This window comes from Synechococcus sp. GEYO, from assembly GCF_900473955.1.
Taxonomy (GTDB): Bacteria; Cyanobacteriota; Cyanobacteriia; order PCC-6307; family Cyanobiaceae; genus Synechococcus_C.
In genome coordinates, this window is record NZ_UCNL01000004.1 from 195,412 (window position 1) to 216,898 (window position 21,487).

Here is a 21,487-nt window from a genome sequence, read left to right on the forward strand (position 1 = left end):
GTTATTCCATGCTCAAGTGCTCACATCAAGGTATAGGAGGGTAATTAGTATGATCCCAGTATCAAGATTAAATTGATTGACTTGCGGAAGTGATTACTTGGGTTTTCATTTTTGCAATGCGACTGTCTTCTCAGAGTGCAGTCCACCGCGACCAGGTTCATCGCTGATATCGGTGTTTGTAAGGACCTGGATTCCTATCGAATTCAAAGCCACTCGTCTAGGTGCCACTCAAGTGTTCCACGATTGAGTGGTTTGTTGGGGGAAACGCGCGGTTCCATCAATGAGATTGGTGCTCATATCGTGACTGTCTATCTCAAGGTGAGTAGTTCTTATGAAAGATCTGTCAGAGTCATTTGCTAATTACGGTTCATGATCAACGAAAGCCTTGTCGTTCTGCCGATCAGCGTTGTTTTTCTGATACTGATGTCGATCAGTTCCAAGCTTTACAGCCCAGCTGAAAGCTAAGAACTGAACGTTGCCGCAGGCTGTGGGTTCCTTCTCTTGAGATCAAGGTTGATCCGCCTTGTCGTCAAGGGTTTTGTTGATCTCATCAGACTTTTCAGAATCAGGACAGGAAGCCGGAAGAGTTCCGCGTCGATCTGCACTTCCCGAGCCAGCTGTCCGCTGAGCGGCAGCAGTTCGATTGAATGGTCATTGTTGGGTTCAAATGGAATCAGGCATTAACTCTGAGACGTTGGGCATCGGATCTGGCTTGCCATCAGCAATGGCTCGGGCACGCAGGTAAAACCAGCTGCTGGTGTCTCCATTCGTTTCCATCTTCTTAGCGATGGCTTTCCAGTTGTTGATTTCAGCTTGATCCATTGGGTGTCTCACTCAACCCAATGCTTGGTAACCGGTCGACGTCTCTGTGACATTTTCAGGTCGTAATGACCGGCATATCAATGAGTGCTGGGGCTCATGACACCAGTAGCGATCAGATTGGTCGGCAGACCAAGCGCAATAGCTGGATCGTCAATGCCATATGGCAACAGCTTGAGGCGGCACCTTCGTGCTTTCTGCTACAAACGCCTATGAGGGTTCAAGCGTGTGCACGTGTTGATTCTGTCGATCAAGGATCAGATCGAGCTCACGCTCTTTGCGAGAACTGTTGACTTTCGCCTCAACTTCTTGAGCAAGATGCACAAGGTGGCTATTTAACTTGCGAAGACTGGCTGCTGATTGTCTTGTCATGAAAAGGCGTGCTTCTTCTTCTTGAAAAATAAATGGGACGAAACCGTGGTAAAGACACACTTAATTCAATTTAAAAAGCGAGCACGTTTTGTATTTTCCCGTACCTTATCGAGTGAGATTTTAGTCTCAGTTGATACTAAAGCCAATGATTGATGCAAGCGGTAAGTGTCGTTTGCTGGTTGGACAATGTCATCATTGGTGTATTTGATCCCAAAATAAATCTAGATTTTTGTTGATGGATGGCTCGAGTTTGCAGATGCTTCAAGCAGCCCATCAGTATCAAATAGCTACATTCACCGTCACGTTGATCACGGAGCTAGGTGAGCATGCCTTCGCCTGTGATGACGATCAATGCATCCTCGATGCTGCAGAGGAGGCAGGCGTTGATCTTCCTTACTCCTGTAAGGCAGGCGCATGTTCAACCTGTGCAGGCAAGGTTGCAGAGGGCACTCTCGATCAAAGTGATCAGAGCTTTCTCGATGACGAGCAGATGGAGGAGGGCTTCAGTCTTCTTTGTGTCGCTTACCCGATGAGCGATTGTAAAATTTAGGCCGAAGTAGAAGAACTCCTCGCTTAAGACATCACAATTGTTTTGACTTGGAGTTGTCATATCGCTCAGTGATTCAGTCGATGGTGTATGGCGTTGTCACCTGTTGTCATCAAGAGCTCTAGCTTGTAGTAATGACTCGTCCCCATCTTTTTTACTCTGCTGCTTCCTAGCCGTCTTATCACTGCCAGTGCTTCATACGTTTGCTCAGACGAATGAACGACTCTTGCAAGAGCGACTGATTAGTCCGGCCGTGTACAAGCTTCTCAATCGTCGTGGCGCCACAACCAGGGCAAAGCGCATTGAGGTGGTGGAAGAAGCTTTTGCAGCGAATCAATTACCTCCCAGTGATTGCGAATCGCTCAGGGGAAGGAGCAGGCTGTATGACGACTGAGTGAGTTTGAGCTTCGCTGCTCGGCTAAGACAAAGTCCCGGTCTCTGAGCTTCTGTGCGCGGTCGATGTTCAGTCGAATGTTGCAGGCTCGCTCAAAAGCGTCTGGTCAATCTGCAGGACTGACCGTCCGTCTGCGGCCACAAGAATTCTTGTCATCACGGCAGGAGAACCAGAGGACTGTTCCCAACCAGGAGCGCCGCCAGGAATCTTGAATTCAAATCCTTCAGGCCCAGCGTGAGCCAGGCAGGGATTATTCGATGCACTTTCATACATGCAGATCCCAGAGCGATAAATTCTTAGGCCGCCATTTCTTCTGGTCGCAGCACCTCTTGCAAGGTTGATTGCTCGTCGTGCGGCAAATGGATCGTTGCGAATATATCGATTCACGACGTCTGGATCGGTAGACGTTTCGGCGTATGGGCTTGGCCCACTGCTGATGCCCTGACCGGGCGAAGTGCTCCTGGGTTCTGTCGGGGTGATGAGTTCACAACTCACCTCAGATGTACTGAGGTCGATCAAACTCGCCGCGACAGGGCGACGAGTCTCCTTGTCGAAGCATTGATAGTTCATGGCATCGCTCCGCGCGCTCTGCACTGTTGTGATCAGCAAAGCGGCCGATCCCAAGCAAAGGCTCAGTCGCTGTATTGAAACCCTGGATGTTGTTCTGTTCAAAACGTCGTGAGTTTGAGTTGTTCTTGTCTCGTGTCATGGCCATGTTGTCAGTTCCATTGCTGTTGGGCAGCGCAATGGCCGTTTGGCAATGCAATCGTGGATCCCCGCAGCTTGATGATCTCAGAAACACTCAGGATCAATGTCAGCTTCTGGATTCAGTTTGAGAACCATCCATAGCAGCATCGCGACAAAGGCTCTGTCATCGGCCCCGTAGTCGTATTTCCAGTCGTTCACCATTGCGGTCAGCTCATGCTGTGCATGAGTGATGAATTCCTCGGTCCATTCCATGGTTCCCTCTCTCGTGCTCTGGCCTCAGTCTTAAGGATTGGATGAGTCTTCGACGTCGACTCTGTTCGTGGCTGGTCTGGTTGGTGCATTGAGTTGATTCACGTCATGCCGCAGGGTCATGAGGTGATCCATTAGGACCGGACCTCTAAACCACAGGCAATGCTTCAGGCCTTCGGTCAGCTCCTCCTTCGGATCGGCGGCCATAAGCCCTCCTCCAGCGACACCAGTTATCCACGTGTCATTTTATACAGTGTTTAGCGATGAGGTGTTTCATCGATCTGATCCACTGTTGATCAGAGACATCGTCGAGCTCTGGACATCCAGGCAAGTGCTGGAGGTTCATATCTCCATCGAGGTGTCTTTCACACAAGGCATGGGGGCTCGCTCCGCACCTCCGGCCACTCCTTCCCAGTAGGAAGCTGGTTTGACCACCACCAGTGCCAACACACCGGCCACACTCAGCATCAGCAGCAGGCCAATGGCTCGTAAGAGCTGATGGGTGATGTCGTCTGGGTGACGTTCAGTCCGGGCCACGGGAATGCATCGGTTGAGCCAATTCTGGCCATCACTCTGGGTAAAGCCAGTCAACGCACCGGTGGGTGGCACCTGCGCCAACCCACCATTTGCATGTTTTTCCAGGCCTCCACGGCGTTGTGCCGGAGCATGCGCCTCTGGCTCTGCGGAACCGGAGGATTCGGCCTCACCCAGCGATACGTGCTCAAGATGACCCACTGGCCATGAGCAGTCGGGTTGTCATTGCTGAACCTCACCAGCAGCTGCGCATCACCATTCACCAGCCAGCCTTCCCCTCCGGGCTTCGGTGGGGATTCATGAGTGGCGCGGTAGCGATTCGGCATCAGTGGAGTCTGGCGCTCATCCGGTTTGATCCGTGTGCGAGGAAGGCCTCGGGTGAGCTCAACTCGGCGGTTGATCAGCTGTTGATCGTCAATCTTGCATCTTGGAACATCTTGGCTGCCATGTGCTCCTCTGCGCTGGACCTGATTGCTCGATCGCTGCACTTCGATTTCAGAACATTTTCTCAAGTTCAATGAGTCAGGCGGACAAGATCATTGGCGTTTTGGATCTAAGGATGGCCTTCCCTCATGTTGCTGAGGGTTGCCTTCAAACTCTCGCAAGGCTTTGAAAAGAGCATTGAAGTAGGGAAAGATCCAGACGACGATGCCGAAAATCGTGCCCCAGGCAATCCAGGTTCCCAAGAGGGCTGTCAAGCCCAACCCAGGGTTTCCCTCATAGAAATGATTGAGAGCAAGAGGCCAACCAAAAGCCAACAACGCGATTTTGATCAGTGCGCTTTTCTCTGACTTTTCCATGAAGTGCGGGAATACATCCTTCGTTCTAGCAACTGTCGATATCCGAGCCGTCGGCTTTTCGACTTCGAGGTTGCAAGTATGAGGGTTGGGATTATCTGTTGTGACAATGTTCAGATCATCGAGGATTGACCTACTTTTTAGGGGTTGATGCGTCGCCTCTTTAAAGATTAAACATTTTCCTGCAGTCGCGTAAAGTGATGACGCATTGAACATCTTTTGACTGTGTATTGAATACTCGATATGTTTTGCCTGTGGCCATGCACTTTGTGCGGGCGCTGACAAAAGCTTTGAACTCTGTTTTGTATTGAATTTCTGGGACCCAAACTTCCCTCTCAGAAGATGTGTCGTTCAATCGCTCGATGGTATACACGAATCGTCGGCAGATGATTCATCTTTGCTGCCAACGAAGCAAATAGGTGAAATTCACAGCTTCTTGTTGGGATCATCGATCCAAGTTCCATCAAGTGAGTTCAAACTCTGTGCGAGAGGCCAGCAAAAGATGGACACTCTGTGGCTGCCAACTGGATGCTTCTCCACATTCTTTGAGAACACTCTCCTTGCTATCACTGGCCTGGTACGACGCCAACTCGGTTGAAGAGATCAATTGATCATGCTTCTGCCCGCTGTTCTAACGCTGATGCTGAAGTGCTATGCAATCCATGACAGATCTCAAGGCAAGGGCTGATGGATGAATTAGACCGTCTTCAGCGCTTTTTCGGCTTCCGTTCAAGATTTTCGTGGCAAGTCAACTTGCAAAGGCAGCCTTCTTTGAGGACTGCCTCTCATTGGCGCTACTAAAGCCCCTGTGATTGCCGAATTGCCCATGCACTTGCTGCTTGCTGTTGCTGCCAAGCCATCAAAAGATCTTTGGCAATCGAACGAAGCTGCTGTACATCTTTTGAGTTGTCGATCTCTCTGGAGAATTTTTCGATTTCAAACTTTTGGCCCAGAGTCAAAGCAATTGGTTCCATAAGAGCTTTTGGCTTGGCATGCAGAAGTTACCCCAGATGTTTCTGAACAGCAAATCTCAAACGTAGTCATTGCAACCATTTCGAGGGATTGATGCTCGAGTGAATACATTGTGTTGATTACAAAGCGTTGCCTGAATCAGCTAATGACTGCCATCCGATCTGCTGAATCACTTAAAAAGGGTTATCCCCACTGATTTCAATGCATCTCTCCTGGCAAAAACATCTAGAGTTGTCCAGGATCGTATCGAATGCTGCAGACAAAGATAGTGGAACTGGTCTTGCCCTGATGGGAATGGCACTCACGATTCTTGCCAAGGATCTATTGATGCATGAGACGCGGTCTTCAGTGACCACTATCTGGAGAGAAATCGGTCTTGGCTAACCAATCATGCAGACTCATCGTTTGATCAATATGCGTACTATTCGAATTTGAAAAAGACGTCGTCAAGGCAAAGCCTCACCTATTGGCAAACTCCATGCTGGCTAGCCTGGGCATGGCTGTAAAAAATTCGATCTTGGCGATATTGCGACTTCATTAATAATCTTTTGTCGACAAATAAAATGCAACGAAGAGGAATGCAAGCAAGACAAATGGTTTCATGGAGCTTTGCCTGAACTTGGTGACAATGTCAGTTGATTCACAATGAATCCGTCACCGATGAAGCTTTTTCAAGGGTGCCTGAATGTCCACAATCAAAAAGGCCGGATTTCTCCGGCCTTAACCCCTCTTTTGGTAAGGATTACTCCCGTGAACTTCTGCTTTTCATCGGGCAGACGGGCTGAGGCTGAGGCATCGGACAGGTTGGTTCTTGTGGTTGACTCATCAGAGGCATCGATAGAAGTTGACCCGACCCCTTTGAAACGCAACTAGCAGAACTTTCAATAGGTAGAAACTCTGCATAGCCTCTTGATCACACCCTTCGCTTATTCAGCGTTCGCAGATGCTTGGAATCCTGGCCACATTGCCGCAAACTCTGAGTCGGAGACAACTGGTGTGACCTCAAATTTGATCCCGAAGCCTTTGATCCAAGGCGCCAGATGGGCCCAGACTTTGCTGATGTCACTCGCCACCGCAATGGCCATTCCTCTGCCAGCGATGGGATCACACACGCGATACCTCAGTTCAAAACCTTCAAATTTGTCGCCTGGACCTCCAGCATTGATGTACTCAGCAAACGAGGGGCAAGCCTCCCATGAGCCTGCAACTGTTGGGAAGTTCCAGATAATCAGATAGTTCTGCACGAGTTGAACGCAAAAACACTCCCTGGTAGCAGAAACCAGAGTTTTTTAGCATCGCGTTTGATCCATTGCTCAGTCAAACCCAGAAGATCCTTGAAATCAACTTCTGCTACCCAACGATAGTTGGCAATAGTTTTCAGGGTTTTAATCAGAAATCAATAGAGATGCTTTCTTTGAGGACATTGAATATTGGATTGATGCAAGAACAAACTGAACAGCTACGGCTGCAATGCCTAGTATCAGAATAAGGTCAAGACTTTGTCTTGAGAGTTGTGCTGTCGCAGACGAGAAGATGATGAAGCCTAGGGCGCCCATTGATGTAGCAGCGGACCATGCGCGACGTTGCGCATCTTCGTCGCAAAGTTGCCCGACCCTGGCCAGCGCACAGCAAAGCCCCGCGTTGAGCGGGGCTTTGGGTTGTTGTGAGTTGGATCAGGCTTCGAGCTTGGCGGGCTTGGCGTCACCTTCTCTGAGCTCGGCGTCGATGATCATCACGGCAGCAGGGTTGCCTGCGGCGAACTTGACGCGACCCAGCAGATAAGCGGCTTCGTGCTCAGAAAGGCGCTGATCATCAACGATGGGATCAAGGAACACCGAGGTGCGGCGGTCGAGATCCTGCTCAGCGGTGCCGTAGAGCTGCAGAACGGAAGCGGTGACATCAGCTTCCATGCGGAAGACATTGGCGATCACCTGCTCGACATCAGGCCATTGCTGACGAGGCGGTTCAACGGTGTCGAGAACAGGCCGTTGACCTCTGGAGATCAGGTAATCGGCGAACTTGGCAGCATGTTGCTCTTCCTGTTTGGCCTCATCGCGGAGATGCTCGGCAAAGCCGACCAGCTCGCGTTCAGCAAACCAGATGGCAGCAGCGAAATAGGCAGCAGCGGACTGACGCTCCAGGTTGAGGTGAGCCTGCATGAGATCGAGCATCTCGGAGGACATGGGCTCGGCCATGGCCCGGCCTGCAGGACCGACGGGAACGGTGATGGTGGCTTGAGCGGTAGCTGAATTTGTCATGTCGAACCTCTTGGAGGGATGAATCAGTTCTACATCACAAAAGAGCGAAAGATAAGGGTAAAAACCGAACATTAAAGGATCAAAATATGCTTTTGAGAATCACATTCAGTAGTTGTAAATATGCACTTGAGAATCACAGTCAGGAGTGCAAATCTGCTGATGAGAATCAGTTTCGTTTGTGTGGAGCGATGGAGACGTGTTGGCGGGTCTAGAGCCGCATGGGTCTCAGAGAGCCTTTGTTTCAGCAATGCATCAAGACGCGCATGCTTGCCTGCCCTCTGAATCATTTCCGCTTAATGGAGGTTCAGGCGCTACTTGTTCATCGCAATAACAACAGTCTGCGTATCTTTTATTCGCAAAGAGCCGCTCGAATGTGTAGCGTATCCATGAAAAGTTTGCTGATATTTATATGGGTTGGCTTAAGTGATAAGGAACACATGATTCAAATGATTCAAGCTGGTATTGCAAATCGCGGTAAGTCCTTTCTTGCTTCGATAGTTTTGGTTTTGTTTGTTTTTGGTGTGATTCGGATGCTCACCCGCACTTGAGCGTCAACGTTCTTCTTTGATTGTTCAGCCTGCGTGGGTTTGAAGAATTGGGCGATCGAGCTGCTTTTGGAGTTGTTGCCAATCCAGGAGGGTGTCAGCAGTTGCATTCTGATGAGTCCGTCAGCGCACTGGCGGGGCACATCGACGCCATCCAACTTTGACCATGTGCTTCCAGGTATCACTGGCGTTTTGGTTGGTGAGCTTCCGTCTGGACTGAGGAACCGGCGGATGTGGGCGAACCCAAATGTATGTTCTCAACTCTATCCACTGCCCATGGTTTGTTAATGAATCGGGCTTGAATTGCACAACCAGTTGTTGGTCGCCATTCACAAGCCAAGCTTCTCCCCCAGGCTTGTCAAATGCATCAAACGGGCTTGGACAGCGGTTCAACATGAACAGGAGTCTGACTTTGTTTGCTTATCAGCTGTCGTTGAATGTCATCAACTCAGCACGTTTGGGCTCAAGTGTCGTCAAAGTCGATCCTGACTTGCGCGCATGGTTGATCGATCGAATCCGCCGCGGCTCGAGCTATGAAGGGTGGTACGCCAAATCAGAGATGGAAGCCCTCCTGTTGATTGCCCTTTTGATGGTTGCTGTCGATGGGCCTGTCACTCCCTCTGAATTCAGCCAAGACATTCAAAACGGAATCTTGGTTGAGGACTCCAGTCCAAGCTCATCCGCATGGAGCGGTGGTCCAGAGGTCAACATGTGGACTGGTGGTGGGAATCTGGCTGCCGATGACCTGTTGGATCAGGGTCAGCCTGTGGGCAAGTGACCAATGCATTGAGGGTCAATTGCTGGAGGGCGATTGGATTGCTTATTTCATCACGTTTCATGTAATATGTAGAATTATTGGATCTATCTTGCTGGATAATTTTCGAATTGATTGTTGCTGTTATGCCTCAAATACATTGATATTGGTGACGTATTAAGTGCTTCAATAATGGTCTGTTGCATCTGTCTTTATTGGCGTTTAAGGAGCGCCCTGATTGATCAAAGTAGACTGTTGGGATTGGCTTTCAAAGATTTTATGGAGTGTGCTGTTTGGTGCTGACTCTTTGGAGCTGATTAGTTTTAGAGAGCTTAGAGGTCTTCGTGGCCAGTGACAAATGAAGTCCTTGACTTTGGTGATTTGATTGGAGCGGTTATTGTTTTTCTAGGAGTTCTGGTCATCATGCTGTGGCCTCGTTGAATTTCGCAAAGACAATCTTTCGAGCTGGTTTTCGCTGTTTAGGAATTAATTCAATATTTTTGACTTAGCTATTTATGTTTTATGGCCTCAGAGTTGTATCGCTAGAGCTTGTGATCAAGGTCAATCGATTAAGGATCGACTTGGTGGCGTCTTGATCCCATTTGTGCACGCCATAAATCAACCATTTCTCTTGCACGTGCATGTGCGGAGAGATCAGTGCTGCTCAAACCATCGCGGTATTTTTGGTCGAGAAGCCGATCTAGCCAGTCGAGAGCGGCTTCATCGAGATGCCATTCCGTGGGGTATTGACTCATCTGTGTTGATGCTTTCAGAGCTTTGACGCTTGTTGCCGCTATCCATTCTGACGCTTTCGCTCTGCCCGCAAATCGTTCGCGAGATGAGGGTGTTTTTTGGTGTTGTCAGCTTGTTGATCGTTGGCTTTAGGTCTATCTGTCGAGATATTCCTGGATCAAGTCTTTGACAGCATCTTCTGACTGCCTTTTTTTGAAGTCCTCAAGCGATTCGATATTCATAATTTGCAAATCAAAGAGAAGCTCGATCACGGCTCCACCATTGCATTCTTCGCTGGAGTACTCTTGAGAGGAATGAAGTATTTTTGCTAGATGTTTGCTTAAATCGCTTTCCATTGTTGTGGCCTTTTCATGATTCTATCTTCCTGCCGGACTGTGTCGTTTGAACTGTTGTTGTTTTGGTTGAACAAAATTGTTGTTGATGTCAGTCATGACCCACGTGGGGGATGCGAGTAGGCAACTCGAGCATTCGCTTGTGCAAAGCTCATCTACTCACATTTTGTTTTAGCGGACAAGCCATGAAGGCCTGTCCTTGTTGACCTTCACCAGATTTTCGGGAGTAGAGACTGTCCTGCTGCTACTTCGATCGCGATTGCGACGACAAAGCCGATCATCGCCAGCCGACCATTCCAGGTTTCGCCGTCGACCCAGGTTTGCATCCCAAAGGTTTCTTCCATTGCGGTTTTGGCTTCAACTTGCTGATCTGCCATGTTATTTACGTAACTTCATCTATTTTTGCAACGACGTCCGTCTTTCGGTGCTGCAAATAGCACATGTGCGTGATGCGCATGGAAGTGGGCGCATGTCTCAGGATTTCAGCCTGTTTTGTGCGTTGTCGTGTTGCTGGCCACCCTTCTGGCCGCAATCACTTGTTGTGCAGCTGACCTAACAGCCTCGCCGCCAACCCCCTGGAAATCCGCCGCTGCACGAGCAGATCGCAGATCCAGTCGAAGAGTGGTATCGAGTCCGTGTTAGCCAGTCGTTGCTCTAGTGCTCTGAGCTCAGACACGTTCCTGCAGCCTCTTAGGGCATCGATCAGGGTGTCTTCCTTAGGTTGTTGGATCAGCACCTGTGTTGAGTTCAAGCCCTGCAGCGGCAGCTGTCCTTGTCATGGCATCACTTGGGTGCTGTTGTCACGTCTTGTTCGTCAGCGCTCACCCGTTGATCCAGCATTTGCATCGTTCAGCAGGCCTAGTGCCTGCATGACTTGCAGGCGTATCCCGCCCAGCCGACTCCAGGCACGCAGTGCTTCCTCTTTGGATTTGTAGGGACGCCAGTCATCTTCTTTGATCCGCCTTTGAAGATGTTGTGCCACTCTCTCCGCGACTCTGGCATCGCTCGCTGCTTTCAGATTCAAGGTCTGACCTTTGAGGGAGCGATCAAAGGTCATGGTCTGAGCCAACTCCAATCATTCTGTTGAACCCGGTTTGGATTGGAGGCAGGCATGCAGTGTTGGTCTCATTTAATCTTGTTTGAGGAGTCCATTGTCGTCTCATGGAAACGTTGGATTGCCTGTCGTTGAGCTTGTTCGCGCTTGGAGTCGCTTCCACGGCAACCGTGTTTGTGGTGTCATTTCGCCAGGTTGACCGATCCGAGAAGGAACGTTCACAGGTCAATCGGATGCGTGGGCGCCTCAATAGGCTTCTGCAGCAACGTTCCTGATCTTTTGGTGTGCTGCTTCTGCTTGTGACCGGTGGTTTCTTAGCGCTTCTCCTGCTGACCCAATATTTCGTGCGTCGCTCGATGGATGACGAGCAGGACAGCTGATCCTCAACGTCTGGCCATACCTCTGCCGTTGCCAATTAGGCCTGCATCAATCAATAGGCCGATCACAACAATCAGCAGTCCACTGAACGATTGCACTCCTCCAAACGACATCGTTGCCCAGCACACGCCAAGTGTCGTGGTTGGCAACAACACAAGACCCAAAACCGGAAGGATCGGATTGGGGATTGCCAGGGCTGTGAAGGGACCAAGAAGAACATCAGGACTGAACATCCACAACAGAACCAAAATGAGGCGGGGTGTGATCAGTCCTAGCGCTGCAAGAAGACACATCAGCCAGCACCCACCACGGAAGGCCAGATTTCCCCTTCTGGATTCATGGCGGCAGATTGGCTTCTGCCTTCTTGTAGCAAGCTGTTTTCAGGCTGTCTCAGTCGACAGACGACGAAATGCTGTTTCGCGCGTGAAGGCGCATGCCGTGATCAGGGTGCACAGTCCGCTCATGGCGACCCATGCCCCTGGCAACACTGGGTTACCGGTCTGTGTAATTAACCAGGTTGCAATCAAGGGAGTTGTTCCGCCGAAATAACCTTCTGCAATGTTGAATGCCACGGCTAGGCCGGTGCAACGAACCGCGGCAGGCATCAGCTCCACGTTTGCGGGGTTCTTTCCACCTGCAAGTAGAGCTACACCCAAGGTGAGACCCAGTTCTCCCCAAATCACTTGCTGAGGGTCGCCGCTGTGCATCAGGTTGAACAACGGCAATGCACCGAAGCAGAGTAGTGATGATCCGCTGATCAACATCGGTTTGCGACCGATACGGTCGGAGAGCCACGCTGAAATCGGGTACAGCATCAGCAGTACAGCCAGGACGCCGGTGTTCAGGCTCAGGGATGTAGCCGTGCTGAGGTGATCGACGTCTTCCATGTAGCTCACCGCGTAGACAAACACGGCGTAATACCCGACGCTGCTCGCGATGTTCAGCGCCATGACACGCAGGACCTGCAGGCGATAGCGGCCAAAGGTTTCTCGAATCGGCGACTTCGCTTGCGGTTCGATGATTTCGGCACCAATGCCTCTGCGGATCACAACGCCGCTGGCCGCCACCAGTGCTCCCAGCAGAAATGGCAATCGCCATCCCCAGCTCCCCAGTTGATCTGGGTGAAGCGTGTGGGCCAGCAGATCACCAAAGCCAGAGCCGATCAACATGCCCAGCACGGATCCCCAGAGCCCCCAGATCGCGTAGAAACCACGCTGGCGTTCCGGGGCGTTTTCGCTCAGAAAAATTACTGAGCTGGTGTATTCGCCCCCCACTGACAAGCCTTGAACAATGCGAAGCAGGACAACTGCAATCGGAGCGGCGATGCCGATCTGTTCATGCGTCGGGAGTAAGCCAAGCAGGACCGTGGGAACGGCCATCACCATCACGGACAGTTGCAGAGCTCGTTGTCGCCCGGCAAGATCACCAATTCGACCGAACACCATCCCCCCGAGGGGTCGCACTAGAAATCCGGCAGCAAAGGCTCCGAAGGCACCGATCAGTGAGGAGGCTGGGTCACTGGAGGGGAAGAATTCCCTGCCGATGGTGGTCGCGAAGTAGCCGTAGAGGGCGAAGTCGTACCACTCCATGACGTTGCCGATTAGGCCTGCCAAGAGCACACGGCTGGTGCTCTTGGCGCTGGGCTGCGTGTTCATCGTGTCGCGATCATTGCGGCGGTCTCATTGCTGTTGATCGGAGATCTCATGCAACCGATCAATCAGCAAATCAACGTCGGTTTCAATCCCACCGTCTTCAGCCCATGCCCCCGGGACATGGCGCGCTTGAACGACATCATTCAGTCGTTGGCCGTTGCGGCGAGCCAGCAGGCTCGCCGTGGTGTTTCTGGCTGATGCCGAGAGCTGATCGCGATCACTGGCTGGGTCTGCCATGTGTCCGATCAGATGACAGGCGAGTCGTCGGTGATGCGGGGATGAGCGATGCTCCCAGAGATAGACCGCCTGCCAGGTGCCCAGGAGCAATCGGCCGTTGTCAACACTCAAGCTCATGGTCTGGGTGGTGAGGGCTGTGCGGATATGGGCTGGCATGTCGTCATCACCTTCGTCGTCGTGCAGGTAACGGCGACGTCTGCCATCTGGTCCGCTAGGTCCAGCTCCGTCCTGAGGCACCATGGCATTCATCCAGGCCGCCAGGTCTTTGAGGACTCGTGGATCGGCATTCTCATTGATGGTCAGGCTGCAGCTGGTATGTAGGCAGGTGAGATGCATCACCCCGGTGATCAGTCCGACTTGGTGCACGCACTGATTCAGTTGTTGGTTCAGGGGGGTGAAACCCGGTCCGTGCGTATTGATCTCCAGTTGCGTCAGCAGCTGATCCAACGCCATGCCATGGGCCCCGTTGCTCTTTCTCTAGCGCGACCCCGAGGGCAATGGGATCTCTCGCCCCACCGTGGGTGTGATCAGCGTGCAGTCTTCGGGAAGATCGCCGCAATCTGTCGAGGCGTCAGCGGCGTTCAGCAGGTTGCTGATCATCCCGCTGAATTTCACATCGCCGCCGGTGGTGCTCGCCAGCACGGTCTTGGGCTGGAATCGGCTGATCAGATCCGGCATCACGCGAGCGCCTGTAATGAATGCTCCCAGCATCGGCAAGCCAAGATCCACCACCGGAGTGATCAGGGTGTCAACGCTGCGCTGATCGATCGCAGGATCCAAGACACCATGCGGTTCGAGATAGAGGGAACCCTCGTGCCAGTCGAGCAGGTAGCCGTTCTCGACTGCCGGGACTGCTGCCCCTGCAGTGGCCTGGATTTTCAGTCCAGCGATCGTGGTGGCGTCGCCGGGTCGAAGCTCGGTGATGGTCTCAAATCCCAGACGCTGCACCACACGCGCGGCGGTTGCCGATGCCACCACGGGGATCTGTTTTGACAGGGCCTGGAGCGTTTCTGGATGGGCATGATCTGGAAGCCCCTGCGTGAGCAGAAGTAAATCAAGCTGATCCGGAATGGGCATCAGTTCTGGCATCTCACCTTTCAGCAACCAGGGACCTGGTGGAAACACCAGTGGACCACTGAGCCATGGGTCCAGCAGCACCCTCAGTCCAGCCATGGTCAGCAGCCAGCCATTGGCTCCGAGATAGGTGGCTGTGTCTGTCATCTCCGGTCAGTTGCATCGCAGCGACGCTAGTCAATGAGCTGGTTCAGCTGAGCGCTTCCCAGCTCAACTCAGCACTGCCAGACCAACGCCTGTGACGGCCAGTGTTGAGGCCAACAGCACGGACGGTTTCAGCTGATCCCCTTCGGCACGGGCTACCAGTAGGGCCATCACCGGTGCCGTGCTCAGCACTGTGATGCCGATGCCCAGAGGCAACCTCTGCAGCACAACCTGTTGCAGCAGGATCCCCAGAACGGTTCCCAGCACTGTTGCGGCCAGCACCCGCGGCCAACGCATACTGCGCGGGCGTGGTTGCGGAAATCTGGCTGCCAAGCGCAGCCAGGGAAGCAACAGCAGCAGGCCACCCAGCAGACGGCAGGCAGCACTTTGCAGAGGTGTTAGCTCACTGTTGACCAGAACAGTGCGCGAGACGGCGGCGCCTGCCACACCGCAGACCACAGCCATCAAGCCCAGCACTAAGCCCTGCGCCTGCACATGGCGGCTTCGGTCGAGCAGTCGTGTGGCGTCAGGAGGTTGTTGCACGGCAACTAACACCACGGAAATCGTGACCAGCAGTGCACCAGCCCAGCCCTGAACAGAGAGCTGCTCTCCCATGGCAAACCAGCCTCCAGCAGCGGCTGCGACGGGTGCGAGCGACTCCAGGGTGAGTGTTCTGCGTGTGCCGAGACGTCTCAGTGAGGCGAGATAAAAGCTGTCTCCCAGTGAAATTCCCAGTCCACCACTGATCAGCAGCAGTATCAGGCTCTTCCCTTCTCCGTTCCAGGGGAGTGTGACCAGCACCGGCAGCAATGCTGCGCAGGCGATCAGATTCTTCAGCCCATTGAGTTGAACCGCGCTGAGAGAGGTGGAGAGACCTCGCCACAGACTGCTCGCCAGGGTCCATGCCAGTGCTGCAACCAATCCGGCCAGGATTCCCACTTAGTGCCTCCGCTGCAGGATCAGACCCACCAGTAGGCCGATCACCAGCGCTCCGGCTCCATGGCTCTGCAACAGCGTGAGGCCGAGCGCCAGTCCGAGTAGCGGCGAGTTGAGCAGCACCGCAAGGCACCCCCCGACAACACCCCCACTCCAGGTGTCGATGCTGCCAATCCAGGGAATCCATTCGTGCAGTCCCATCCCCAGTGCGCTGCTCGCGAGGATCACTGGAAAAAACTGGCCGCCTCTCCATCCGGTCTCCAGACACAGTCCGACCATCAATAATTTGACCAGGGCTGACAGCACCAAGACGCTTGTCTCCAGCCTCCATTCCTGCAGGACGAGGGGTTTCAACTGGTTCTCCCCGGAGAAGCCAGCCAGTGGTAACACCCAGAGACAGAGCCCAATCAGAAGACCTGTACCGATCGGGATCCACCAGAAGCGTTCCAGTAGCCGCAACTGTTGGAGCCAATGACGCCAGCGCTTGATGACCTGTCCGGCGAGCCAACCCGCCAGGCCAGCGAGCATGGCCGCTAGCAACGCACTGATGCCTTGCGAGGGATCAGAGGGCCAGGCATAGGGCACGCCTCGCATGCCTCCGCCCAGGTCGCTTAAGCCATGGAAGGCCACAAAACCGGTCAATCCTCCAAGGGTTCCTGGCAGCCAGCGCCAAATCAGCTGCCATTGACATCCGGCTAATGCTGCGCCGCCCACCAGGGGTGAGCGGAATAATCCCAGAGATCCCGCCATTGCAGCAGCCAACAAGTCACGATCCGCGCCTTCCCAGACGGCGTGGCTTGCGACGGCGACGAGGCGGGTCATCAACGCCTCCGGGCCAAGAGTCCCCCCGCCAGCGAGAGCCAGCATGCCTCCGATCACTTGCCTGAGGCCGTGATGCGTGTCCAATCCTTCCGGTTGCCGTAGTTCAGCGAGCGTCTCCGACATTTCCGGTAGCCCACTGCCTGAACGCCGACGTTGCAGAAGGCTGAGAGCGATGCCGATCGTTCCCGACCAGGCCAGGCACCACATCAAGGAGCGATCGCTGGGCAAACCTCGCGCGACCGTTGCACCCCAGATCCAGGTCTGAAGCATGAGCGTGCTGCTCACCACCAGCGCTGCCAGCCCTCCCCCTGCGGCTCCAGCCAGTAGGGCGCGTGCAGTGCCGACCAGCAGACTGCGAGCTGGGGTTGGTGGCTGATGGATCACCAGTACGGGTCGGTGGCCAACTCCACCTTGAGTTGGCCCGATGCTGACGCAGGCACGCTGCTGATGCAGGCCCTCACGGTGGTTCCATCAACATCGATCTCGCAGGCTCCGCAACTGCCTCCCATGCAGCCAGTAGGTATATGCACGCCGGCCTGCCGCGCTGCCGCCAACCAGTCTTCGCCCTTGTAGCTGACGCTGCGCTGACCGTCCGGCCACATGATTTCCACCCTTTTGTGCCCAGAGGTCACGTGGATGTGTCCAGCAGTGGTTCCAGATTCACATGTTGTTCAAAGGCATCGGCCAAGCGGTCGAGCAGCGCGTCTCTCTGACGACTGTGGTGCGGTTGCTGCTCACTGAGATCCGCCAGCCCGCGTCTGCGTCGAAGCCGGTTCAGCCAGCGTCGTCGCCAGGGCCCGTTCTCAAAGATTCCATGCAGATAGGTTCCTGCGGTGGTCGCACGGATCCAGCCCAGGCCTTGTTCTGCACTGAATGTGTCGCAGTCGTCGATGGCTTCGCTGCTTCCCCGATGCAGTTCGAATCCCTCCACCTTCAGCTGCGGTTGCTGATCAGGCCAAAGCACAAGAGCTTGGCGTTGATGCAGTGCCTTGTCGCCGCCGAACACGGTTCGCAGGGGGAGCAGGCCAAGGCCGGCGACGTCGCTGCCGGATTGTCCTGGTAGCCCTTCGCCCTCCAGTCCATCGGGATCGTGCAATTCCGCACCGAGCAACTGCATGCCGCCACAGATGCCGAATAGCTCACCGCCGTTGTTGGCAAAACGGATCAGTTCAGCGTCTAGTCCGCTACTGCGCAGGGAAGCAAGATCGCGAAGGGTCTGTTTACTTCCCGGGATCACGACGGCATCGGGAGACCCAAGCGCTTCGCCCGGTGCGATCCAGCGCAGCTCAACGGTTGGCTCTGCCTCCAGGGGGTCGAGATCAGAAAAGTTGCTGAGTGAGGGCAGTTTTACCACGGCAATTTCAAGCTCAGCACTGCGCTTGCGGCCTCTCCTCTCCAGCAGGTCGAGGGAGTCTTCAGGCGGAAAGAGCTCGTCAAGCCATGGCATCACTCCAAGAACCGGAATGCCTGTATTGGTATCGAGCCAGCGTCGACCTTCATCGAAAAGTTCTCGTCTGCCTCGGAACCGATTAACCAGCAGCCCGCGGATCAGTCGCCGTTCATCAGGTTTCATCAACTGGAGAGTGCCGACAATCTGGGCGAATACGCCTCCGCGTTCAATATCGGCAACTAGCAGGCAATTGGCTTGCAGGTACTTGGCAAGACGCAGGTTGGTGAGATCGCGTGTCTGCAGGTTGACCTCGACCGGGCTGCCAGCTCCTTCAAGCACAAGTCTTCCGCCTTGATGATTGGCCTGCAGATTCTCGAGACCCTGGCGGATGGCGGCCCAGCCGGAGTCGAACCAGTCTCGGTAGTAATGCTCTGCCCTGCAGGTGCCGGCGGAGCTCCCAAGATGAATTACCTCGCTGGTCGAATCGCCCTGCGGTTTGATCAGCACTGGGTTCATGGCATGCACCGGCTCCAGCCCGGCGGCCCAGGCCTGCAGTGCCTGGGAGTAGGCCATTTCGCCGCCGTTCTGATCCACCCAGGCGTTGTTACTCATGTTCTGCCCCTTGAAGGGCAGCGGTGTTTCGCCACGCCGTTTCAGCACTCTGCAGAGCGCTGCTGTCATCAGCGATTTTCCTGCACCACTACTGGTGCCGAGCACCATCAGTGGGGTGGGTCGGGAGGTTCTGCTCACTGCGCTTTGCCGAGAGTCGCAAGCTGCGGCATTGCAGTGATTTGTGCTCGACTTCGCATGAATTCTGCTGGCTTGTTAGTCATCCTGTGCTCACTCACCAGCGGGGGCGGTGTCGACGACACCAGTGCACCAGACGGCTTCCAATGCCTGCTGAGGGGATCGTTTCAGGCCAGGGGATCAGCACCTCCCTGCCAAGAGGGGTCAGACGCACCCTTTCTGTAAGACCCTGGCCGTCAACTTCCCTGCGTAGAACCCCCAGTTGAATCAGCCAGATGAGCAGATCCTCCGTCTCGCTGGCATTTAATCGTCGTCTGGTCTGTGCAGGCCAATCTGGTCTTGCCACCAATTCTTTGCTGCTCAGCGCTGCCTGTTCCACGTTGCGGTAGAAGCTGCGTTGGAAAGGAAGGCAGCAAACCGCCTGGCGTGCTCGCCTCATGGCATGCCGTGTGAGTTCGCTGGGGTCCTGAAGAGTCACACGCGACGTGCTGTCGATGCCATTCTCGTTCTCAGCGCCGCTAACTGAGATACCAATGTTGCTGCTGGCTTCAGCATCCCCGGCAAGACGTCGTCTTCTCGAGCAGGCGGCCATTCCACATCGTGTCGAGATCAGCGGTGTTGATGAAGAGGCCATTCAGGATCCCGATCCGATCGCATTGGTCAGGCGTCTGGCTCAGGCCAAGGCGCTGGCCGTTCGCAGTCAGCTCAAAGACGATGCCATCACAGCCGTGCTCGGATGTGATTCGTTGTTTGTTTTTGCTGGAGAAGTGTTCGGAAAGCCAGCTGATTCGGCTCAGGCTGTGCAACGTTGGCAACTCATGCGTGGTGCCTGGGGTGATCTGCACACTGGCCACTGCCTGATGTCAGGCCTTGGTTTGACATCGCAAGAGCCGCTGATTGCGTGTGTGACCACCAGGGTGATGTTTGCTGATCTCAGCGATCAGGAGATCGAAGCGTATGTCGCCAGTGGCGAACCGCTTCGTTGTGCAGGAGGCTTTGCATTGGAGGGCCTTGGAGGCTCCTTTGTGGAGCGTCTCGATGGCTGTTATTCGAATGTGATTGGCCTCAGCTTGCCTCTATTGCGGCGTTGGTTACCTCAGGTTTGAAACATGGCAATTGGAGACGTTGCCATTTTTCTTTCGCCGTAGCTAATGCGAAGTCAGGCCCCCTTCGCACTCTTGGCCATGCTTCGTTTTCTCCTCTCTGGACTCGGCACAGCTCTGTTTTCAGCAACGCTTTCTCTTAGCGCATCGGCAATGGAGCCTTTGTCGATGAGTGCCACCGATCAAGGCAATGATTCATTGAGCCTCCATTCTGAACAGGCTTATTTCACGGAATCCATGGATGAATGGAGTCGCTCGGTCCAGGGGGTTCAGCTTCCCAAAGCCGGACAGGAGCGGCATCAGCCTCCCAAAGGCCATACGTTGCTCGATCTGGACTTCTGACTCCGCTTTTCTGTCTCAGCCGCGCGTTGTGATCGATCATTGATGTCGTCCATAAAAAAAGCCCCACCGTGAAGTGGGGCTGGATGACGATCGAATTTTGTGATCTCGATTGGGTCTGATCGTGATGATCAGTCGAGGTCTGGCATGGCCAGTGAAGGCTCTGCTGAACGGTCGATACCCTTTTCGAAACCTGCTGCAGCAGCACGCGCGCGTCCTGCATGCCAGAGGTGACCCACCAGGAAGAAGAAGGCGAGCACGAACTGAGTCGCTGCCAACCACTGGCGGATGTTCACGAAGTTCACCGAGTTGGGCTCGGTGATGATGCCGCCAACGGAATTCAGCGATGCGTTGGGGGCGTGAGTCATGTACTCAGCAGCACGACGAACCTGCCAGGGCTGGATGTCGTTTTGGAGTTTGTCGAGACTCAGGCCATTCGGTCCACGCAGGGGCTCAAGCCAGGGACCGCGGAAATCCCAAAAACGCATCGTTTCACCACCAAAGATGATTTCACCGGTCGGTGAACGCATCAAGTACTTACCAAGGCCGGTTGGGCCCATAGCGGAACCAATGTTGGCGCCGAGACGCTGGTCTCTCACCAGGAAGGTGAAACTCTGAGCCTGTGAAGATTCGGCGTTGGTTGGGCCGTAAAACTCAGAGGGATAAGCGGTGTTGTTGAACCAGATGAATGCCGAGGCAATGAAGCTCATGAAGCTCAGAGCACCAAGGCTGTAGCTCAGGTAAGCCTCACCATTCCAGATGAAGGCGCGACGCACCCAACCGAAAGGCTTGGTTGTGACATGCCAGATACCGCCGGAAATCAACGTGAGACCCAGCCAGATGTGGCCACCGATGATGTCCTCCATGGAGTTCACACCGATGATCCAGCCTTCTCCACCGAAGGGAGCGCGGAACAGATAGCCGAAGACCACACCCGGATCGAGAGTCGGATTGGTGATCAGACGAACATCGCCGCCGCCCGGTGCCCATGTGTCATACACGCCACCGAAGAACATGGCCTTGAAGACCAGAAGCAAACAGCCAACGCCCAAGAGAATCAGGTGATAACCAATGATGTTGGTCATCTGATTCTTGTCGCGCCAATCCTGGGAGAAGAACGTGGAGTAGTTCTCCAGGATTTCTGGTCCGCGAATGGCGTGATACAGACCGCCGAGACCAAGCACAGCGGAACTGATCAGGTGCAGAACACCGACGACAAAGAAGGGATAGAGATCGGTGACTTCGCCACCGGGACCCACGCCATAACCGAGTGTGGCGACGTGGGGGAACAGGATCAGACCCTGCTCGTACATGGGCTTGTCGAAGGTGAAGTGACTCACCTCGAACAGCATCATGGCGCCGGCCCAGAACACCATCAGACCTGCGTGTGCCACGTGGGCACCGAGCAGACGGCCTGAAAGGTTGATCAGACGGGCATTGCCAGCCCACCAGGCATAGCCGGTGGAGTCGAGGTCTTTACCGCCAGTGGCGATAAGACCGGAATTAAAGGGCGTTTCCACGGGGCAGAACCTCTTCAGGGAAGACGAAGTTTTCGTGCGGCTGGTCAGCCGGTGCCA

Annotated in this window: 29 protein-coding genes and 1 pseudogene; 5 read left to right on the forward strand and 25 right to left on the reverse strand. The window is 54.0% G+C overall.

Translation table 11 applies throughout. The features are described from left to right. Nucleotides 1–663 precede the first annotated feature (663 nt). Nucleotides 664–822, reverse strand: a complete 159-nt coding sequence (locus tag DXY37_RS13195; protein WP_170951762.1) for a hypothetical protein — start codon at nt 820–822, stop codon at nt 664–666. A 652-nt stretch (nt 823–1,474) separates the two neighbouring features. Between DXY37_RS13195 and DXY37_RS03355 the strand changes: the two genes are divergently transcribed. Then, a complete protein-coding gene (locus DXY37_RS03355) occupies nt 1,475–1,741 on the forward strand; it encodes a 2Fe-2S iron-sulfur cluster-binding protein (protein ID WP_115125397.1) in 267 nt (88 codons plus the stop codon). 1,183 nt (nt 1,742–2,924) lie between these two features. Here the strand turns inward: DXY37_RS03355 and DXY37_RS13200 are convergent. The 8 genes from DXY37_RS13200 to DXY37_RS03395 all read right to left on the reverse strand — a co-directional run bounded on the left by DXY37_RS13200 (nt 2,925) and on the right by DXY37_RS03395 (nt 7,650). Then, nucleotides 2,925–3,092: a hypothetical protein gene (locus DXY37_RS13200; RefSeq protein ID WP_170951763.1), complete on the reverse strand. Its 168-nt coding sequence runs from the start codon at nt 3,090–3,092 to the stop codon at nt 2,925–2,927. A 30-nt stretch (nt 3,093–3,122) separates the two neighbouring features. Beyond that, nucleotides 3,123–3,296: a hypothetical protein gene (locus DXY37_RS13205; RefSeq protein WP_170951764.1), complete on the reverse strand. Its 174-nt coding sequence runs from the start codon at nt 3,294–3,296 to the stop codon at nt 3,123–3,125. Nucleotides 3,297–3,431: 135 nt separating this feature from the next. Continuing rightward, nucleotides 3,432–3,626 carry a hypothetical protein gene (locus DXY37_RS03365; RefSeq protein ID WP_115125337.1) on the reverse strand — a complete coding sequence of 65 codons (195 nt, stop codon included), beginning with the start codon at nt 3,624–3,626 and terminating at the stop codon, nt 3,432–3,434. 50 nt (nt 3,627–3,676) lie between these two features. Next, nucleotides 3,677–4,135: a DUF1651 domain-containing protein gene (locus tag DXY37_RS13720; protein ID WP_371637803.1), complete on the reverse strand. Its 459-nt coding sequence runs from the start codon at nt 4,133–4,135 to the stop codon at nt 3,677–3,679. A gap of 24 nt (nt 4,136–4,159) precedes the next feature. Beyond that, complete coding sequence (locus DXY37_RS13210) at nt 4,160–4,705, reverse strand: hypothetical protein (protein WP_170951765.1); 546 nt, start codon at nt 4,703–4,705, stop codon at nt 4,160–4,162. A gap of 512 nt (nt 4,706–5,217) precedes the next feature. Continuing rightward, nucleotides 5,218–5,394, reverse strand: coding sequence for a hypothetical protein (locus DXY37_RS13215; protein ID WP_170951766.1), 177 nt, complete (start codon nt 5,392–5,394; stop codon nt 5,218–5,220). Between the two features lie 924 nt (nt 5,395–6,318). Continuing rightward, nucleotides 6,319–6,636, reverse strand: coding sequence for a DUF3303 domain-containing protein (locus DXY37_RS03390; protein WP_115125341.1), 318 nt, complete (start codon nt 6,634–6,636; stop codon nt 6,319–6,321). A gap of 429 nt (nt 6,637–7,065) precedes the next feature. Further along, nucleotides 7,066–7,650, reverse strand: a complete 585-nt coding sequence (locus tag DXY37_RS03395; RefSeq protein ID WP_115125399.1) for a ferritin — start codon at nt 7,648–7,650, stop codon at nt 7,066–7,068. A gap of 218 nt (nt 7,651–7,868) precedes the next feature. Between DXY37_RS03395 and DXY37_RS13025 the strand changes: the two genes are divergently transcribed. Beyond that, entirely contained in the window at nt 7,869–8,198 is a 330-nt protein-coding gene (locus DXY37_RS13025; RefSeq protein ID WP_136975544.1) for a hypothetical protein, read from the forward strand. A 120-nt stretch (nt 8,199–8,318) separates the two neighbouring features. Here the strand turns inward: DXY37_RS13025 and DXY37_RS03410 are convergent, their stop codons facing one another. Continuing rightward, nucleotides 8,319–8,591 carry a DUF1651 domain-containing protein gene (locus DXY37_RS03410; RefSeq protein ID WP_115125344.1) on the reverse strand — a complete coding sequence of 91 codons (273 nt, stop codon included), beginning with the start codon at nt 8,589–8,591 and terminating at the stop codon, nt 8,319–8,321. Between DXY37_RS03410 and DXY37_RS03415 the strand changes: the two genes are divergently transcribed. Further along, nucleotides 8,590–8,973 (forward strand): hypothetical protein, encoded by a 384-nt coding sequence (locus tag DXY37_RS03415; RefSeq protein WP_115125345.1) that lies wholly within the window; start codon nt 8,590–8,592, stop codon nt 8,971–8,973. The genes DXY37_RS03410 and DXY37_RS03415 overlap by 2 nt on opposite strands. Before the next feature lie 545 nt (nt 8,974–9,518). Here the strand turns inward: DXY37_RS03415 and DXY37_RS03420 are convergent. From DXY37_RS03420 to DXY37_RS03485, 13 genes are all read right to left on the reverse strand, one after another. Then, nucleotides 9,519–9,704 (reverse strand): hypothetical protein, encoded by a 186-nt coding sequence (locus tag DXY37_RS03420; protein ID WP_115125346.1) that lies wholly within the window; start codon nt 9,702–9,704, stop codon nt 9,519–9,521. 539 nt (nt 9,705–10,243) lie between these two features. After that, nucleotides 10,244–10,411: a high light inducible protein gene (locus DXY37_RS03430; protein ID WP_244276814.1), complete on the reverse strand. Its 168-nt coding sequence runs from the start codon at nt 10,409–10,411 to the stop codon at nt 10,244–10,246. A 155-nt stretch (nt 10,412–10,566) separates the two neighbouring features. Then, nucleotides 10,567–10,770 carry a hypothetical protein gene (locus DXY37_RS03435; protein WP_371637806.1) on the reverse strand — a complete coding sequence of 68 codons (204 nt, stop codon included), beginning with the start codon at nt 10,768–10,770 and terminating at the stop codon, nt 10,567–10,569. A 78-nt stretch (nt 10,771–10,848) separates the two neighbouring features. After that, a complete protein-coding gene (locus DXY37_RS03440) occupies nt 10,849–11,091 on the reverse strand; it encodes a hypothetical protein (protein ID WP_115125401.1) in 243 nt (80 codons plus the stop codon). Between the two features lie 380 nt (nt 11,092–11,471). Beyond that, on the reverse strand, nt 11,472–11,759 hold the full coding sequence (locus DXY37_RS03445) for a hypothetical protein (RefSeq protein WP_115125349.1): 288 nt from the start codon (nt 11,757–11,759) through the stop codon (nt 11,472–11,474). Nucleotides 11,760–11,846: 87 nt separating this feature from the next. Continuing rightward, on the reverse strand, nt 11,847–13,121 hold the full coding sequence (locus tag DXY37_RS03450) for an MFS transporter (RefSeq protein WP_115125350.1): 1,275 nt from the start codon (nt 13,119–13,121) through the stop codon (nt 11,847–11,849). A gap of 24 nt (nt 13,122–13,145) precedes the next feature. Next, nucleotides 13,146–13,808 carry a secondary thiamine-phosphate synthase enzyme YjbQ gene (locus tag DXY37_RS03455; RefSeq protein ID WP_115125351.1) on the reverse strand — a complete coding sequence of 221 codons (663 nt, stop codon included), beginning with the start codon at nt 13,806–13,808 and terminating at the stop codon, nt 13,146–13,148. Nucleotides 13,809–13,832: 24 nt separating this feature from the next. Next, complete coding sequence (locus tag DXY37_RS03460) at nt 13,833–14,576, reverse strand: MBL fold metallo-hydrolase (RefSeq protein ID WP_115125352.1); 744 nt, start codon at nt 14,574–14,576, stop codon at nt 13,833–13,835. A 63-nt stretch (nt 14,577–14,639) separates the two neighbouring features. Then, on the reverse strand, nt 14,640–15,512 hold the full coding sequence (locus DXY37_RS03465; protein WP_115125353.1) for a DMT family transporter: 873 nt from the start codon (nt 15,510–15,512) through the stop codon (nt 14,640–14,642). Further along, a complete protein-coding gene (locus tag DXY37_RS03470; RefSeq protein WP_115125354.1) occupies nt 15,513–16,715 on the reverse strand; it encodes a chloride channel protein in 1,203 nt (400 codons plus the stop codon). After that, nucleotides 16,712–16,933 (reverse strand): 2Fe-2S iron-sulfur cluster-binding protein, encoded by a 222-nt coding sequence (locus DXY37_RS03475; RefSeq protein WP_115125402.1) that lies wholly within the window; start codon nt 16,931–16,933, stop codon nt 16,712–16,714. The genes DXY37_RS03470 and DXY37_RS03475 overlap by 4 nt, the downstream gene beginning before the upstream one ends. A gap of 26 nt (nt 16,934–16,959) precedes the next feature. Further along, on the reverse strand, nt 16,960–18,441 hold the full coding sequence (locus DXY37_RS03480; RefSeq protein ID WP_115125355.1) for a cobyric acid synthase: 1,482 nt from the start codon (nt 18,439–18,441) through the stop codon (nt 16,960–16,962). A 124-nt stretch (nt 18,442–18,565) separates the two neighbouring features. Beyond that, complete coding sequence (locus DXY37_RS03485; protein WP_115125403.1) at nt 18,566–18,907, reverse strand: Npun_F0494 family protein; 342 nt, start codon at nt 18,905–18,907, stop codon at nt 18,566–18,568. 94 nt (nt 18,908–19,001) lie between these two features. Between DXY37_RS03485 and DXY37_RS03490 the strand changes: the two genes are divergently transcribed. Both DXY37_RS03490 and DXY37_RS03495 read left to right on the forward strand, forming a co-directional pair. After that, complete coding sequence (locus DXY37_RS03490; RefSeq protein WP_115125356.1) at nt 19,002–19,574, forward strand: nucleoside triphosphate pyrophosphatase; 573 nt, start codon at nt 19,002–19,004, stop codon at nt 19,572–19,574. A 78-nt stretch (nt 19,575–19,652) separates the two neighbouring features. Further along, nucleotides 19,653–19,913: a hypothetical protein gene (locus tag DXY37_RS03495; protein WP_115125357.1), complete on the forward strand. Its 261-nt coding sequence runs from the start codon at nt 19,653–19,655 to the stop codon at nt 19,911–19,913. 128 nt (nt 19,914–20,041) lie between these two features. Here the strand turns inward: DXY37_RS03495 and psbC are convergent, their stop codons facing one another. Then, entirely contained in the window at nt 20,042–21,430 is a 1,389-nt protein-coding gene (psbC, locus tag DXY37_RS03500) for a photosystem II reaction center protein CP43 (RefSeq protein ID WP_115125358.1), read from the reverse strand. After that, nucleotides 21,414–21,487 (reverse strand): annotated as a pseudogene (locus DXY37_RS13725) (photosystem II protein D2); the annotation flags it as partial. The pseudogene DXY37_RS13725 and the gene psbC, both read right to left, overlap by 17 nt.

Coding starts and splice junctions, on each gene's coding strand:
- DXY37_RS13195 (WP_170951762.1), bottom strand. CDS start 822: ATGGATCAAGCTGAAATCAACAACTGGAAAGCCATCGCTAAGAAGATG.
- DXY37_RS13200 (WP_170951763.1), bottom strand. CDS start 3,092: ATGGAATGGACCGAGGAATTCATCACTCATGCACAGCATGAGCTGACC.
- DXY37_RS13205 (WP_170951764.1), bottom strand. CDS start 3,296: ATGGCCGCCGATCCGAAGGAGGAGCTGACCGAAGGCCTGAAGCATTGC.
- DXY37_RS13215 (WP_170951766.1), bottom strand. CDS start 5,394: ATGGAACCAATTGCTTTGACTCTGGGCCAAAAGTTTGAAATCGAAAAA.
- DXY37_RS03395 (WP_115125399.1), bottom strand. CDS start 7,650: ATGACAAATTCAGCTACCGCTCAAGCCACCATCACCGTTCCCGTCGGT.
- DXY37_RS13025 (WP_136975544.1), top strand. CDS start 7,869: ATGGGTCTCAGAGAGCCTTTGTTTCAGCAATGCATCAAGACGCGCATG.
- DXY37_RS03415 (WP_115125345.1), top strand. CDS start 8,590: ATGAACAGGAGTCTGACTTTGTTTGCTTATCAGCTGTCGTTGAATGTC.
- DXY37_RS03410 (WP_115125344.1), bottom strand. CDS start 8,591: ATGTTGAACCGCTGTCCAAGCCCGTTTGATGCATTTGACAAGCCTGGG.
- DXY37_RS03420 (WP_115125346.1), bottom strand. CDS start 9,704: ATGAGTCAATACCCCACGGAATGGCATCTCGATGAAGCCGCTCTCGAC.
- DXY37_RS03430 (WP_244276814.1), bottom strand. CDS start 10,411: ATGGCAGATCAGCAAGTTGAAGCCAAAACCGCAATGGAAGAAACCTTT.
- DXY37_RS03440 (WP_115125401.1), bottom strand. CDS start 11,091: ATGACCTTTGATCGCTCCCTCAAAGGTCAGACCTTGAATCTGAAAGCA.
- DXY37_RS03445 (WP_115125349.1), bottom strand. CDS start 11,759: ATGTGTCTTCTTGCAGCGCTAGGACTGATCACACCCCGCCTCATTTTG.
- DXY37_RS03450 (WP_115125350.1), bottom strand. CDS start 13,121: ATGAACACGCAGCCCAGCGCCAAGAGCACCAGCCGTGTGCTCTTGGCA.
- DXY37_RS03455 (WP_115125351.1), bottom strand. CDS start 13,808: ATGGCGTTGGATCAGCTGCTGACGCAACTGGAGATCAATACGCACGGA.
- DXY37_RS03460 (WP_115125352.1), bottom strand. CDS start 14,576: ATGACAGACACAGCCACCTATCTCGGAGCCAATGGCTGGCTGCTGACC.
- DXY37_RS03475 (WP_115125402.1), bottom strand. CDS start 16,933: ATGTGGCCGGACGGTCAGCGCAGCGTCAGCTACAAGGGCGAAGACTGG.
- DXY37_RS03480 (WP_115125355.1), bottom strand. CDS start 18,441: ATGGTGCTCGGCACCAGTAGTGGTGCAGGAAAATCGCTGATGACAGCA.
- DXY37_RS03485 (WP_115125403.1), bottom strand. CDS start 18,907: ATGAGGCGAGCACGCCAGGCGGTTTGCTGCCTTCCTTTCCAACGCAGC.
- DXY37_RS03490 (WP_115125356.1), top strand. CDS start 19,002: ATGTTGCTGCTGGCTTCAGCATCCCCGGCAAGACGTCGTCTTCTCGAG.
- DXY37_RS03495 (WP_115125357.1), top strand. CDS start 19,653: ATGCTTCGTTTTCTCCTCTCTGGACTCGGCACAGCTCTGTTTTCAGCA.